Origin of the sequence: Streptomyces sp. NPDC059009, from assembly GCF_042740175.1 — a bacterium.
In the GTDB taxonomy this organism is placed as follows: Bacteria; Actinomycetota; Actinomycetes; order Streptomycetales; family Streptomycetaceae; genus Streptomyces.
In genome coordinates this window covers 1-14,198 of the sequence record NZ_JBHYJB010000043.1, presented here as the reverse complement: position 1 = coordinate 14,198, position 14,198 = coordinate 1, and the positions used below count along the sequence as shown (strand labels likewise).

The window sequence follows — 14,198 nt, the reverse complement described above, 5'->3', positions numbered from 1 at the left end:
GGGGGAGTTGGCGGGTGCGCTGCGATGCCCGGTGACCAGGTCGCTCCGTCGAGCGGGGTGCTTCCGGGCGGTGGCCTGGGTCACACAGTAGAGCTGCGCAAATTACATTTGCTCGAAATTCGTGAAGTACAGTGCAGAACCCCTCGTGTGGGTGACGAACTGGGCTGTCTTTAGGAGGAGTTGCATGGCCGGAAGGTCAGCCCCAACGGTCCGCCGGACCCGTGTTGCCACCGAGTTGCGGAAGCTCCGGGAGCAGGCGGGCGTGACCGCCACCGAGGCCGCCCGCACCCTGGGGACCAGCCAGGGACAGCTCAGCAACGTCGAGTCCGCTCGCTTCGGAGTGAGCGGAGCCCGCGTTCGCGCCATGGCTTCCGCCTACGGCTGCTCGGACACCGCCTTCATCGCTGCCCTCGTCAACATGGCCGAGGGGCGCACTCGCGGCTGGTGGGAGCAGTACCGCGACATCCTCCCAGCGGCGCTGCTGGACCTCGCCGAGGTCGAGCACTACGCCACGAGCTTGCGTACCGCCATCACCGTGCACATTCCGGGGCTGCTCCAGACCGTCGACCACGCGCGCGAGCTGTTTCGCCAAGTGGTCCCCGAGTTCTCGCCGCCGGAGGTGGAGCACCGGGTGTCGTTCCGCATCAAACGCCAGGACGTCCTCTTCAGGGACTCGCCGACTCCCTACCTGGCGATCATCCATGAAGCGGCCCTGCGCATGCAGTTCGGTGGAGCCGCCGTAGCCAAGGGGCAGTTGGGGCACCTGCTGGAGATGAGTGAGCGGGACCACGTCACGCTCAAGGTGATCCCGTTCGCGGCCGGCTCATTCCCTGGCTCGGGCCAATCACTGTTCTACTCCACCGGTCAGGTACCTCGCCTGGACACGGTCCATCTCGACCAGTCGCACGGTCCTGCATTCCTGGATGCCGAGGCCCAGTTGGAGATGTACCGCGTACTCCTCGGCAAGCTGGAAGCGCTGGCTCTCGGACCCGTCAAGTCACGGGATCTCATCCACAACCTGGTCCATGACCTGTGAAGGAGACTGCATGTCCGCCCACGCTCACCCATGGCAGAAGTCGTCGTACTGCGGACAGGGCGACTCCTGCGTGCACGTCGCGGCAGATGGCGCTGGAACGGTCCACATAACCGAAAGCGCCGACCCCGCCCACTCCATACTCACCACCACCCCCGAAGCCCTTGCCGCCCTGCTCCGCGCGGCAAAAGCCCCCAAGGGCTGAGCTGTTGGGGACCTGTTGGCGCCCGCCCCTACGGTCTTGTCGACCGGTTCGGCTCACAGACAATAGGGGTCCCTTTGCGACACAAGCTTGCCTCGGCACTCGGTGCGACCGTCATGATGGGCGCCCTGATCACAGGGGGCGCCGCCACCGCCAACGCCGCCCAGCCAGAGGCACGTTCGGCCGCTGCCTGCTCGGGCTATCCGTACGAGAAGGCTGACGAGAGCGTAAAGATCCGCAAGTCGAAGAAGGCCAGTGCGACGGCCGTCGGCCTGCTGCCCAAGGGGGCGAAGGCCAAGAAGCTCAAGTGCAATGTGCAGTACGGCGGCTACTTCAAGGGCTGCGACCCCAACGCCGGCGCCACATGGCACCACAAGTGGTGGTACATCTCGTACAAGGGGATCAAGGGCTACGTTCCGGCCCTCTGCACCACGTTCTCCAAGTAGAACTGCCGTAACGGCCGACGGCCCCGCCTCTCATCGAGGCGGGGCCGTTCCGGTTGCGTGAAAACCCTTCGCACGTGCAACCCGCTGTGGCACAGTCGAACGAGCGCGTCAGGTGGCCGTCGAAAGTGGGGGTGGGACAGGTGAGGGACGCGACAAGAGGGCTGGACAGAGGGGTTGAATCAGGCCAACATCTGGCTGTGTCCAGGAGTTCGTTCTTTGGACCCTCTTACGCGGAGTCACTTCTCGGCTACGTTGCCGTAGTTGAGTGCGGCACTTGGCGGGCCGGACGGGATGGAAGAAGGGGTCACCGTGGCGCAGGACCTGACGCTGAGAGCGGCTGTTGGCATCCAGCGAGCCCTGGGGAAGTGGACTCGAACCGTTGCTGCGCGGATGCGGGGCGGGGAGCGGGACCGGGGGGCCGGGTTTGTGGAGTATGCGGGGTTGATGATTCTGATTGCCGGGATCTTCACTCTGATCGACGGGCTGGGCCTGGACGGGTTGATCTCCGGCGCGATCCTGGATGCGGTCAACGACGTCATTGGTGGATGACACTCAGGGACCTGCGCAGCGACAGAGGATCAACCCTCCCTCTCTATATTTGGATGACGGGGATCCTGCTCTTCGTTGCGTTCGCCTTCTTCGCGTTCGCTCAAGCGGCATCGGCTCGCAATGGTGCTCAATCGGCCGCTGATGCCGCCGCCTTGGCCGCTGCGCAGGATTCTCGGGACGAACTCATGGACGGTCTCGGGCTGGCCATCGGCGAGGGTGACGACTGGCTCGATTGGCTGGCAGGCGACAAGTTCGAGGGCGATGGTGCCCAGGAGGCCGCTGACGCGCTGGCCGCCGACAACGATTCCGCCGTGACTGCCCTTGAGGCTGCGGAAGTTGACGGCTACCCCGGTTGGCGAGCAGAGATCGAGACCAACTACACCGTTGGCGACTCGATTATCCCCGGTACGGAGAGCAAGCACGCCAAGGCTCATGCCACCGCCGTCATCAAGCCACGGTGTGACGTCGCAGAGGACGAAGACCCCCAGAAGGCCGTGAAGTTCACCTGCGACGGCGGCGAGTCCTTCGACTTCGATCCGGATGACTTCGACCCGGATGACCTCCCGGAAGCGTCCGTCCTTTTCTCCGTGCACCTGGCCGACTGATGAGCGAACAACAAGAGAAGGAAGCCGCATCAATGAACCTCCGGCGCGCCTTGAAGATACGCAGGGCAATGACCGCTGCGGCGATCACGACCGGGCTGGTCCTCACGGTCGCTGGCTGTGGCGGTGGTGGTGGGAGTGATGACAAGCCCGACAAGGAGTCATCGTCCAACTCCTCCCAGAGCAAGGGCTCGGACGACAAGGACTCGCAGGATCCGGCTGCCGACTCCGACAAGGTGCTTGCCGAGGTGAAGGGGGAGCAGGGCCTGGACCTCAAGATCACCTCGGCCAAGCGGGATGAGGGCGGCTTCGTCACTGTCGAAGGCAGCGTGACGAACGGCGGCAGCAAGGCGTGGGTGGGCGCCAGTTGGCGAGGTGACGAGCGCGAACTCGCGAAGAACGGCGGCTCTCTCGCAGGCGCCAGCCTTGTGGACGCCACCGGCAAGAAGAAGTACCTCGTCCTGCGTGACACGCAAGGTGGCTGCCTGTGCACAAAGTTCACCGGGGGAGTCCTGTCGGGGCAATCCGTCGATTGGTTCGCCCAGTTCCCCGCACCCCCTGAGGGGACCAACAAGGTGAGCTTCCAGGTCGGGGCCATGCCGCCCGCCTCCATAGAACTCTCCGAGGGCGAGTGACCCCATGCCACACCCCCGCCACCGCACCCTCACCACCACCCTGACCCTCCTGGCCGCCCTGGCCCTCCCCCCAGCCGTCGCCCACGCGGACGACCCGACGAGCGACGACCCCAGCGCACCCCCCGGCTCCACCGCCTCCTCCCCGCCCCCCAAGGTCGACCCCACGAGCCCCGGCCTCAAGCTCGCCGACGGAGCGACTCTCGCGCCCGCCAAGGTGCTGGACATCAAGTCCGTCGTGGAGGACCTGTCGGGCGACGAACGCCGCGAGGACACCAACACGGACGTGAAGTTCGCCCTGCAAGCAGAGGTCCTGTTCCCCAAGGACAGCGCCAAGCTGAACCCGGAGGCGAACGCCCGTATCAAGGCGATCGCCGAGGAGGCCAAGGCCCAACAGGCCACGGACGTACGGGTCTTCGGCTTCACGGACGACCTGGGCAGCTACTCCCACGGCAAGAAGCTCTCCCGCCAGCGCGCCGAGGCCGTGCACGAGCAGCTGAGCAAGTACCTGGGCCCCAGCGTCACGTATGCCGTGCGCGGCTACAGCGAGGACTATCCGATCGCGGACAACACCTCCGAGGAGGGGCGGAAGAAGAACCGCCGCGTCGAGGTGTCCTTCCCGCGCGGAGCGAGCGGCAGCAGCACCGGGAGTACTGGAAGTACCGGGAGCACTGGAAGCACCGGCAGCACCGGAAGCTCTGGCGGCACCGCCGACGGCTCCGCGGAATAGCCACCCCCAGAACCAAGCCCTCGACCCGGCCGCCGCGGGGGATTTGGCGGGCCGGGCCGAGGGGTGCGGCGCCCTCCGGGGGAGGCCGCCGCAGCTCAGGGGGGAGAGGGGGGAGAGGGTCAGCGGGCCGCGGGGCCCGCGAGGACCTGGTCCGAGGCGGTGCGCAGCGCGTACCGGGCGGAGATGTCGATCGGCCGGACCTCGATGAGGGCCGCGACGGTCGCCGCGGTCGCCGCCTCCGTGGCCCCCAGGGTCCCCGTGGCCGTCGCCGGGAGCGCCGAGTCCGCGTTGCGTCCGGCCGTCAGGAGCACCAGGCCGCCCACCGTCACCGCACCGAAGACCAGCGCGAGCAGCGTCCCCGCCGTGCCGTACCGGAAGGTCTCGCCGAAGAGGCTGAGGCCGACCACCGCGGCGACGACCGGGTTGACCACGGTGACGACCGCCAGCGGAGTGGCGAGCCCGGCACCCTCGTACGAGGACTGGCAGAGCAGCGTCCCGCCGACGGCGAGCACGACCATGACCGCGATGCTCGGCAGCTGACCGATGAGGCCGGGGCCCCAGGTGAACTCGTCCGCGACCATCTTGGTGAAGACCGACGCGATACCGAAGGCGACTCCGCCCGCGGCGGCCAGCAGGGTCGCCCGCAGCACCGCGTTCCCCTTCATGGCCCGCGCGGCGATCACCAGCACCGCGATCAGCCCGAAGGTGACGGCCGACAGGGAGACCCGCTCCGCGCCGCCGAGGGTGGAGGTCGCGGCGCTGCCGGTCAGGGAGAGCAGACCCGCGAGCCCGGCCGTCGCCATCCCCGCGCCCTTCCACGCGGTGGCCCCGGCCCTGCGGCCCACGAAGACCGCCGCCATCGGCAGCGCGAAGACGATGGTCAGCGCGCCGAGCGGCTGGACCAGGCTGAGCGGGCCGCAGGCGAGGGCGACCACGTGGAGGAGGGCGCCGAGGCCGTTGAGCCCGATCGCGATCCACCAGGCGGGGCGCCGGACCGGCGCGGCGGAGCCGGCCTCGGAGGCGCTCGCCGCCACCTGCTCCTGCATGATCGCGCCGCCCGCGTAGGCCACCGCGGAGACGAGGGAGAGGAGCACTGACAGGGCGAGGGCACTCATCGGGGGCTCCTTCTCAACGGTCTTCGTACGGTGTTCTTCGTTGCGAACACTGTACGCGTTGCGCACGGCGTACGCAAGCTTCGTACGATGTTCGCGAAAACGCGCACGTCGTACGCACCGCCTCGGTGAGACGATCAAGGAATGACGCATGACCCGCGGCCCACCCCCCAGTCCGCCTCCCAGTCCGCCCGTCAGCCCGCGCCCCGCTCCTTCGACGACCTGGTCAGTGAGGCCGAGGCCGCCTCGGTCGACGGCTGGGACTTCTCGTGGTTCGAGGGCCGGGCCACCGAGGAGCGCCCGTCGTGGCGGTATGCGGAGTCGATGGGGGAGCGGCTCGCTCAGGCGTCGGCCTCGCTCGACATCCAGACGGGCGGAGGAGAAGTGCTCGCCGGGGCGTCCCGCATCCCGGCGCTCGCCGCCGCCACCGAGGGCTGGCCGCCCAATGTTGCGAAGGCGTCGCGGCTGCTCGCGCCCCGCGGGGTCGTCGTCGTGGCGTCCCCGGAGGACGCCCGACTCCCGTTCGCGGACGGCACGTTCGACCTCGTCACCAGCCGTCACCCGGTGCACGCCCACTTCGACGAGATCGCCCGCGTGCTCGCCCCCGGCGGCACCTACTTCGCCCAGCACGTGGGCCCGGCCAGCGTGTTCGAGCTCGTCGAGTGCTTCCTCGGTGAGCAGCCGGCCGCGGTGCGCGGCGCGCGCGACCCGGAGGAGGAGCGGGCGCGGGCCGAGGCCGCGGGCCTGGACGTCGTCCGCCTGCCCGCCGAGCGCCTGCGGATCGAGTTCCACGACATCGGCGCCGTCGTCCACTTCCTGCGCAAGGTGATCTGGATGGTGCCCGGCTTCACCGTCGACGCCTACCGGCCGCGGCTGCGCGAGCTGCACGAGCGGATCGAGGCGGAAGGCCCCTTCGTCGCGCACAGCACGCGCCATCTTTTCGACGCCCGCAAGCGTTGAGCGGTCAAGTGGCAGTCTCAGGGGAGGGGTTGGGGATGGGGAAGCAGCACATCGCGGCCAAGGGGCCGTACGCCTGCGGGCTCGACGCCGCCATGGACGTCGTCGGCGGCAAGTGGAAGCCGATGATCCTGTGGGCGCTGCACGCGGGACAGGCGCTGCGCTTCGGTGAGCTGCGGCGGAACATCGCGGGCGTCACGGAGAAGGTCCTGATCCAGCAGCTGCGCGAGCTGGAGGCCGACGGCATCGTGCACCGCGAGGTCCACCAGGAGGTCCCGCCGAAGGTCGAGTACTCCCTCACCGATCTCGGCCAGTCCCTGAACGCGGCGCTCGGGCCGCTCGGACTGTGGGGCGACGCACACATGGAGACGCTGATCGCCAACAAGGGCCGGGCGGCCAACCGGGCAATCAAGAGGAAAACGGTCATCTCGTAGCCCTCGAAGGGCCCTTGATTCCGCATCGTTATCAAGACTGGGTCGATCCGCCCCTAAGCCTCACGTAAGTTCAGACCAAGGCGAATTCGCGTCAGCAAAGTGATGCCGCGCAGTGGAGGGGGCTGCGCGGCCTCGCGCCGTCAAGCGCGTGTTCGTCGCCGGGGTCACCCCTGGGAGGGACCGCCCCGCGCGGGCCAAGAACCGTCCGCGGGGCCGAAATTCGCTGGAAGAGCGGGCTCGCGCGGTCGCCGCGCGATTTCGGAGCGTAGTTGCGGCACGCCGATGCACGCAGCATCACTTACGAAGGGTTATGGTGGAAACCCCCCCTCGGGCCGGTCCGTCTCCCCCCCACGGACCGGCCCGTTTTTTGTGCCCGCGCATCGGCTCCGTGCCAGGGGTGTTCCCGGGGCGGCGCCCAACCCCTCTTGGCGTGGATTCCGATCTTCCGGATACGGTCAGGGACATGTCGAACCAGTTCCCCCCACCGCACCACGATCCGCAGGCCGATCCGCAGGTCAACCCGCACGCCAACCCCCAAGCGGGGCTTCCCACTTACACCGGTCCTGCCCAGGAACCGGGCTACGGTTTCGCGCCGGTGCCGCAGTCGATGCCGGGCAACGTGCGTGCCGCGCAGATCGTCCTGTGGGTCCTCGCCGGGCTCACCGTCCTCGGCACTGTCGCGATCGCGGCCATGGGGGACGCGGCTACGGCGGGCGCGGCCTTCGGCGTGAACATCTGCCTCTTCGTGGCCGCCGGGTTCGCCTTCACCTTCAAGACCGCGGGCCACGGCATCCGCGTCACGTGCATCGTGCTGACCAGCGTGCAGATCGCGTTCGCGCTCGGCGGCGCGGCCGGCGGCAACGCCGGTGGGCTGCTGCCGCTGCTCGGCTCGATCGCCGTCGTGGTGCTGTTGAGCCTGGGCAGCGCGGGCGCCTGGTTCAAGCGCCCGCGCACCCCCTGAGGCCCCTGACCGGGCAGGGGATCAGGAACGCCCGGCCCAGATGTTGGTGCCGGGCGTCGACACCGCGAACGTGTCGATCTCGGCCAGCTCCGCCTCCGTGAGCTTCGCGCCGGACAGCGCCGCGACGTTCTCCTCCAGCTGCTTCACGCTGGACGCCCCGATGAGCGCCGACGTCATCCGCTCGTCCCGCAGCACCCAGTTGAGGGCGAGCTGGGCGAGCGACTGGCCGCGGCGGGCGGCGATGTCGTTCAGGCCGCGCAGGCGGCGCAGCACCTCGTCGCTCAGGAGGTTCGGGTCCAGGGACTTGCCCTGGGTCGCGCGCGAGCCCTCGGGGATGCCCTTCAGATACTTGTCGGTGAGCAGGCCCTGGGCGAGCGGGACGAAGGAGATGCAGCCCATGCCCTCGGCTTCGAGGGTGTCGAGCAGCCCGTCGTCCTCGGTCCAGCGGTTGATCATCGAGTACGAGGGCTGGTGGATGAGGGGGCGCACCCCCATCTCCCGCAGCAGGCGCGCCGCTTCGGCGGTCTGCTCGCTGTTGTACGAGCTGACACCCACATAGAGGGCCTTGCCCTGCTGGACCGCGGAGGCCAGCGCGCCCATCGTCTCCTCGAGCGGGGTGTCCGGGTCGAAGCGGTGCGAGTAGAAGATGTCGACGTAGTCCACACCCATGCGCTTGAGCGAGGCGTCGAGAGACGACATCAGGTACTTCCGCGAACCCCACTCGCCGTACGGGCCGGGGTGCATGAGGTAGCCCGCCTTGGTCGAGATGACCAGTTCGTCCCGGTATGCCGCGAAGTCCTGCGCAAAGATCTTGCCGAAGTTGAGCTCCGCCGAGCCGGGCGGCGGGCCGTAGTTGTTCGCCAGGTCGAAGTGGGTGACGCCCAGGTCGAAGGCGCGGCGCAGGATGGCCCGCTGGGACTCCAGGCTCTTGTCGTCGCCGAAGTTGTGCCACAGGCCGAGCGAGATCGCCGGCAGTTTCAGGCCGCTGCGGCCCGTGCGCCGGTACTCCATCGAGTCGTAGCGTTCAGGAACCGCGCGGTACAGAGACGTGTCGTTCATGGGTACGAAGCTACGTCAGACCGGGGCCACCCCCGGGCCGAGGGCCGCCCGTTCAGCGGTAGGGTGTCGCCCTCGGGGACCGCCGTCTGCATGGAGGGGCTGAACACGTGAACCTGCGCGACCTGGTGTACGGACTTTACGCACGCCGGGTGGAGGGCCGTCTCGACCACGACCAGGTGCCGAAGCACATCGGTGTCATCCTCGACGGCAACCGGCGCTGGGCCAAGGCGTCCGGGGGCACCACCGAGCAGGGCCACCAGGCGGGCGCGTACAAGATCGAGGAGTTCCTCGGCTGGTGCGCGGAGACGGACGTCGAGGTCGTCACGCTGTGGATGCTGTCGACGGACAACTTCGACCGCCCGGAAGAAGAGCTGACGCCGCTGCTCGGCATCATCGAGGCGACCGTCCGCTCCCTGGCCGAGGACGGACGCTGGCGCGTCCACCACGTCGGCACCCTCGACCTGCTGCCCGCCCGCACCCAGACGGTGCTCAAGGAGGCGGAGGAGGCCACCGCCGCCAACCGCGGAATACTGGTCAACGTCGCCGTCGGCTACGGCGGGCGCCAGGAGATCGCCGACGCGGTCCGCTCGCTGCTCCTCGAAGGAGCCGAGCAGGGTGCCTCGTTCGAGGAGCTCGCGGAGCGCGTCGACGTCGACCTGATCTCCAAGCACGTCTACACGAGCGGCCAGCCGGACCCCGATCTGGTGATCCGAACGAGTGGAGAGCAGCGCCTGTCCGGCTTCATGCTCTGGCAGTCGGCTCACTCTGAGTACTACTTCTGTGAAGTCTTCTGGCCCGCCTTCCGCAAGGTCGACTTCCTTCGGGCGCTGCGTGATTACGCCGCGCGCCACCGTCGCTACGGGGGATGACCATCCCCGCGGGGCTGGGGTCGGGGTAACCAAGAGTTAACCAACGCGCCGTCATATGCCATGGCATGGCTGCGCTTGTTCGAGGGAATAAGCCCTCCAGGTCGACGTCCGGCAGTTCCAGGTAGGGACGTCGCATCTCAGCGGACGGCACGGGGCCGTCCGCCCGGGAGGCCCTTTGCACCAGGACGACCGCGCGGGAAGCGACTTCCCCGCCGGGACTCGGGAGGGCCGGATCTCGGCCCGTGCGGTGGGGCCGCAGACCGGCTGGAGTTCCTCCCGCCCGCACCCGGCCCAGCATCCCTCTGTCGCTCCCCGACCTCATCCGAGGGGGTACGTCCTTCCGTGGTGACCAGCACAAAGCGCCGCATGCCCGACAGGCGCACTTATGTTCTCGACACCAGCGTCCTGCTGGCCGACCCGAACGCCCTGACCCGCTTCGACGAGCACGAAGTCGTGCTCCCCGTCGTCGTGGTGACGGAGCTGGAGGCCAAGCGGCACCATCCGGAGCTCGGCTACTTCGCCCGGCAGGCCCTGCGCCTGCTCGACGACTTCCGTATCCGGCACGGTCGCCTCGACGCCCCCATCCCCATCGGGGACCTGGGCGGATCCCTGCGTGTCGAGCTCAACCACTCCGATCCCGGCGTGCTCCCGGCCGGCTACCGATTGGGGGACAACGACTCCCGGATCCTCGCCGTCGCCCGCAACCTCCAGGCCGAGGGGTACGACGTCACCGTCGTCTCCAAGGACCTGCCGCTGCGGATCAAGGCGTCGTCGGTCGGGCTGCTCGCGGAGGAGTACCGCGCCGAGCTCGCCATCACGGACTCCGGCTGGACCGGAATGTCCGAACTGACCCTTTCCGGCGAGCAGGTTGACCTTCTCTTCGAGGAGGAGAGCCTGTACGTGCCGGAGGTCTCCGAGCTGCCCGTGCACACCGGGCTCACCATCCACTCGGAGAAGGGCAAGGCGCTCGGCCGCGTCACGGCGGAGGGCAACGTCCGCCTCGTGCGCGGGGACCGGGACGCCTTCGGACTCAAGGGGCGCAGCGCCGAGCAGCGGGTCGCCCTCGATCTGCTCCTCGACCCCGACGTCGGGATCGTGTCGATGGGCGGGCGCGCGGGCACCGGCAAGTCGGCGCTCGCGCTCTGCGCCGGGCTCGAGGCCGTCCTGGAGCGCCGTCAGCACCAGAAGGTGATGGTCTTCCGGCCGCTGTACGCGGTGGGCGGGCAGGAGCTCGGCTATCTGCCCGGCACCGAGGCCGAGAAGATGGGGCCGTGGGCGCAGGCCGTCTTCGACACCCTCGGCTCGGTCGCGGGCAAGGAGGTCATCGAGGAAGTGGTGGCGCGCGGGATGCTCGAAGTGCTCCCGCTCACCCATATCCGCGGGCGCTCGCTCCATGACGCCTTCGTGATCGTGGATGAGGCCCAATCCCTGGAGAGGAACGTTCTTCTGACCGTTCTGTCCAGGATCGGGGCGAACTCCCGTGTCGTCCTCACTCATGACGTCGCCCAGCGCGACAACCTCCGAGTGGGCCGGTACGACGGGGTAGTTGCCGTCGTCGAGAAGCTGAAGGGCCATCCGCTCTTCGCCCATGTCACGCTCACGCGCTCGGAGCGGTCGCAGATCGCGGCCCTGGTGACCGAAATGCTGGAGGACGGCCACATCTGACGTACTCCGGCCCGCTCGGTCCCACTTCACAGTGGTTACGCGGGAGTTGGCGCCGCCCGGCGAAGCGAGAGAGCTTAGCCGGGCGGCGTCTTCGCGTTCGCCGCTTTCCGGAAAACTCCTGGGGCAAACGGGGTGTGAGCTTTCACACGCAACGGAGAATTGCCTTGCGGCGTCCGGCTACGGCAGAGTCTCAGTCCTGTCAGGCCCCGCATACGACACACCTGTGCCCCCAGCGGCACTGCAACTCATGCACCACAGAACTTCATAGTGACCGTCGTATGCCGCCCGAGCACCAAGCGGCGCTCCCGTAACGGGAGTTGTCCACCGGGCCCGTGCCTCCCGTGACCGAGCAATAAGTGGAGGCCAGCGTCAGGGGCACGATTGCGTCCGCGAGGTCACCTATGCGGGCGACGCTGGAAGGAAACCGTGTGAGCCGGATTTCGGTCCGGGGATTCGCAGTGGCCTCGGCCACGGCGGTCACCACCGTCGGCGCAGTCGTGGGCGTTGCCTCGGGCAACACCCAGCACTCGAGCTCGAACGACCTCGAGGCAACGGCGAGCGACGCGACTCTCCTCGCAGACATACCCGCGGGCCAGCAGGCCCAGGTGCAGGGCGCGTCCCTGTCGCAGCAGGCCGACGCACAGGCCGCGGCTGCCGACACGGCCGCCAAGAAGACTGCGGCGGAGGCAGCGCGCAAGCAGGCGGCCGAAGACGCGATCGCGAAGCAGAAGGCCGCGGCCAAGGCGGAGAAGGAAGAAGCCGCCAAGAAGGCCGAGGAGAAGAAGGAGCGTGAGGAGGCCGCAGAGACCAAGGCCAGCCGCTCCTCCTCGCGGGACGCCTCCGACTTCGCCAAGCAGAGCTCGTACTCGGTCGCGCAGGTCCAGGCGATGGCACGGCAGATGGTCCCCGCGGACCAGTTCCAGTGCTTCAGCAACATCGTCAACCACGAGTCGACCTGGAACTACAAGGCCAGCAACCCCAGTTCGGGTGCCTACGGCCTCGTCCAGGCGCTGCCCGGTTCCAAGATGGCGTCCGCCGGCGCCGACTGGCAGACCAACCCGGCCACGCAGATAAAGTGGGGCCTCGGCTACATGAACGACCGGTACGGCAGCCCCTGCGGTGCCTGGAACTTCTGGCAGGCCAACAACTGGTACTGAGCCCCACCCGGCTCGTGCCGCGCTCAACCTTTCGAGGCCCCTCACCGTCCTTCGGTGAGGGGCCTCGCCCGTGTACGGTTCAGGAGCGCCAGGGGGGAGCAGTGGGGACAGACGGGGGTAGAGGACGGATCATGTCGCGAATTCCAGGGTGGCTCGGCCGGATCGGCGCGGGCCTGACCCGGATGGGAGAGCGGTTGGACGAGGCGGAGGCCGAGGTGGAGGCCGAGACCTCACCCGACGGCAAGTCCGCCCACCGGGCCGACGGCTCGGGTAGGTCCGCCCACCGGGCCGACGGCTCGGACCCGGCCGACTCACACCCCTCGGCTGCCACCACCACCTCCACCCCCGGCGCCGCTTCTCCCTCCGTCTCCGCCTCCGCCTCCGATGAGGCGGGCTCCGACGGGCAGGTGCCCGCGCCGCCCCAGTACGCGCCCGCCATAGCGGCCAGGCCCGACCCCGTCGCGGCCGTGCCGTGGGGGATGCGGGTCGCGGCCGAGGCCGGGTGGCGGCTGCTCGTACTCGCGGGCACCGTCTGGGTGTTGATGAAGGTCATCAGCGCCGTGCAGCTGGTGGTGCTCGCCTTCGTCGCGGCGCTCCTCATCACCGCGATGCTCCAGCCGACGGTCGCCCGCCTGAAGAACCTCGGCCTGCCCCGCGGCCTCGCCACCGCCGTCACCGCGATCCTCGGCTTCGTGGTGATGGGCCTGGTCGGCTGGTTCGTGGTGTGGCAGGTCATGGAGAACATCGACACGCTCTCCGACCAGGTCCAGAGCGGCATCGACGATCTGCGCAAGTGGCTCCTCAACAGCCCCTTCCATGTGACGGAAGACCAGATCAACGAGATCGCGAAGTCGCTGCGCGAGGCGATCGGCGCGAACACGGACGAGATCACGTCGGCCGGTCTGGAGGGCGTGACGGTCATCGTCGAGACGATGACGGGCATTCTGCTCACGATGTTCTCGACCCTCTTCCTGCTGTACGACGGGAAGCGGATCTGGCAGTGGGTCCTCAAGCTGGTCCCGGCGGCGGCGCGGCCGGGGATCGCGGGGGCGGGGCCGCGGGCGTGGCGGACGCTGACGGCGTATGTGCGGGGCACGGTGATAGTGGCCCTGATCGACGCCATCTTCATCGGGCTGGGGATCTACTTCCTCGGCGTCCCGATGGCTGTGCCGCTGGCCGTCTTCATTTTCCTGTTCGCCTTCATCCCGCTGGTGGGCGCGGTCATCTCCGGTGCCCTTGCCGTGGTGGTCGCGCTGGTCACGCAGGGCGTGTTCGTGGGCGTCATGACGCTGGTGGTCGTGCTCGCGGTGCAGCAGATCGAGGGGCACATCCTGCAGCCGTTCATCCTGGGGCGGGCCGTGCGGGTGCATCCGCTGGCCGTGGTGCTCTCGGTGGCGGCGGGTGGGCTGGTCGCCGGGATCGGTGGGGCTGTGGTGGCGGTGCCGTTGGTTGCCGTGACGAACACGGTTGTGGGGTACCTGCGGGCGTATGCGCGGGAGGCGGCGCTGAAGCAGGCGCCGCAGCCGCGGGGGGCCACGGCGGTGGAGGTCGCGCCGGTGGAGCCGGCGCCGTCTTCTTCTTCGTCCTCGGGCGCGGGGAGCGGGGGCTGAGCCCTCGCCTCCGGCGGTTCCTCTTCCCCAGTCCCGCCCCTTCCCGAATCCGCCGACTCCGTCGGCCCTGGGGTACCCGATATCGCCTTAAGGGCTCGTCCTCAAACGCCGGACGGGCTGAGTGGTTCCAGCCCGTCCGGCGTTTGAGGACGAGGCGCGTTCAGCGCCGATGGGGGTCTA

Annotated in this window: 16 protein-coding genes; 14 read left to right on the top strand and 2 right to left on the bottom strand. The window is 68.8% G+C overall.

What is annotated here, in order from left to right; translation table 11 throughout:
- Positions 1-184 precede the first annotated feature (184 nt).
- The 7 genes from ACFWYM_RS34565 (at position 185) to ACFWYM_RS34535 (ending at position 4,194) form a co-directional block, all read left to right on the top strand.
- Positions 185-1,036 (top strand): helix-turn-helix transcriptional regulator, encoded by an 852-nt coding sequence (locus ACFWYM_RS34565; RefSeq protein WP_384846333.1) that lies wholly within the window; start codon positions 185-187, stop codon positions 1,034-1,036.
- 10 nt (positions 1,037-1,046) lie between these two features.
- Complete coding sequence (locus ACFWYM_RS34560; protein WP_384846331.1) at positions 1,047-1,238, top strand: DUF397 domain-containing protein; 192 nt, start codon at positions 1,047-1,049, stop codon at positions 1,236-1,238.
- 74 nt (positions 1,239-1,312) lie between these two features.
- Positions 1,313-1,681 carry a hypothetical protein gene (locus ACFWYM_RS34555; RefSeq protein ID WP_384846329.1) on the top strand — a complete coding sequence of 123 codons (369 nt, stop codon included), beginning with the start codon at positions 1,313-1,315 and terminating at the stop codon, positions 1,679-1,681.
- Between the two features lie 261 nt (positions 1,682-1,942).
- A complete protein-coding gene (locus ACFWYM_RS34550; protein ID WP_384846493.1) occupies positions 1,943-2,230 on the top strand; it encodes a hypothetical protein in 288 nt (95 codons plus the stop codon).
- Positions 2,227-2,835, top strand: coding sequence for a pilus assembly protein TadG-related protein (locus tag ACFWYM_RS34545; protein ID WP_384846327.1), 609 nt, complete (start codon positions 2,227-2,229; stop codon positions 2,833-2,835). Before ACFWYM_RS34550 ends, ACFWYM_RS34545 begins: the two co-directional genes overlap by 4 nt.
- 32 nt (positions 2,836-2,867) lie before the next feature.
- Positions 2,868-3,467: a hypothetical protein gene (locus tag ACFWYM_RS34540; RefSeq protein WP_384846480.1), complete on the top strand. Its 600-nt coding sequence runs from the start codon at positions 2,868-2,870 to the stop codon at positions 3,465-3,467.
- A gap of 4 nt (positions 3,468-3,471) precedes the next feature.
- A complete protein-coding gene (locus ACFWYM_RS34535) occupies positions 3,472-4,194 on the top strand; it encodes an OmpA family protein (protein ID WP_384846325.1) in 723 nt (240 codons plus the stop codon).
- 119 nt (positions 4,195-4,313) lie between these two features.
- Here ACFWYM_RS34535 and ACFWYM_RS34530 read toward each other — a convergent pair whose 3' ends face one another.
- Positions 4,314-5,309 carry a DMT family transporter gene (locus tag ACFWYM_RS34530; RefSeq protein ID WP_384846323.1) on the bottom strand — a complete coding sequence of 332 codons (996 nt, stop codon included), beginning with the start codon at positions 5,307-5,309 and terminating at the stop codon, positions 4,314-4,316.
- A gap of 141 nt (positions 5,310-5,450) precedes the next feature.
- Between ACFWYM_RS34530 and ACFWYM_RS34525 the strand changes: the two genes are divergently transcribed.
- The 3 genes from ACFWYM_RS34525 to ACFWYM_RS34515 all read left to right on the top strand — a co-directional run bounded on the left by ACFWYM_RS34525 (position 5,451) and on the right by ACFWYM_RS34515 (position 7,658).
- A complete protein-coding gene (locus ACFWYM_RS34525) occupies positions 5,451-6,266 on the top strand; it encodes a class I SAM-dependent methyltransferase (RefSeq protein WP_384846321.1) in 816 nt (271 codons plus the stop codon).
- Between the two features lie 35 nt (positions 6,267-6,301).
- The gene (locus ACFWYM_RS34520) at positions 6,302-6,697 is read left to right on the top strand and encodes a winged helix-turn-helix transcriptional regulator (RefSeq protein WP_384846319.1); all 396 of its coding nucleotides are present in this window, start codon (positions 6,302-6,304) and stop codon (positions 6,695-6,697) included.
- A 463-nt stretch (positions 6,698-7,160) separates the two neighbouring features.
- A complete protein-coding gene (locus ACFWYM_RS34515) occupies positions 7,161-7,658 on the top strand; it encodes a hypothetical protein (RefSeq protein WP_384846317.1) in 498 nt (165 codons plus the stop codon).
- A gap of 21 nt (positions 7,659-7,679) precedes the next feature.
- Here ACFWYM_RS34515 and mgrA read toward each other — a convergent pair whose 3' ends face one another.
- The gene (mgrA, locus tag ACFWYM_RS34510; RefSeq protein WP_384846315.1) at positions 7,680-8,717 is read right to left on the bottom strand and encodes an L-glyceraldehyde 3-phosphate reductase; all 1,038 of its coding nucleotides are present in this window, start codon (positions 8,715-8,717) and stop codon (positions 7,680-7,682) included.
- A gap of 107 nt (positions 8,718-8,824) precedes the next feature.
- Between mgrA and ACFWYM_RS34505 the strand changes: the two genes are divergently transcribed.
- From ACFWYM_RS34505 to ACFWYM_RS34490, 4 genes are all read left to right on the top strand, one after another.
- A complete protein-coding gene (locus tag ACFWYM_RS34505) occupies positions 8,825-9,586 on the top strand; it encodes an isoprenyl transferase (RefSeq protein WP_384846313.1) in 762 nt (253 codons plus the stop codon).
- 342 nt (positions 9,587-9,928) lie between these two features.
- Positions 9,929-11,251, top strand: a complete 1,323-nt coding sequence (locus ACFWYM_RS34500) for a PhoH family protein (protein WP_384846311.1) — start codon at positions 9,929-9,931, stop codon at positions 11,249-11,251.
- A gap of 401 nt (positions 11,252-11,652) precedes the next feature.
- On the top strand, positions 11,653-12,408 hold the full coding sequence (locus ACFWYM_RS34495) for a lytic transglycosylase domain-containing protein (protein ID WP_384846309.1): 756 nt from the start codon (positions 11,653-11,655) through the stop codon (positions 12,406-12,408).
- 131 nt (positions 12,409-12,539) lie between these two features.
- Positions 12,540-14,018, top strand: coding sequence for an AI-2E family transporter (locus ACFWYM_RS34490; RefSeq protein ID WP_384846307.1), 1,479 nt, complete (start codon positions 12,540-12,542; stop codon positions 14,016-14,018).
- Positions 14,019-14,198: the final 180 nt, after the last annotated feature.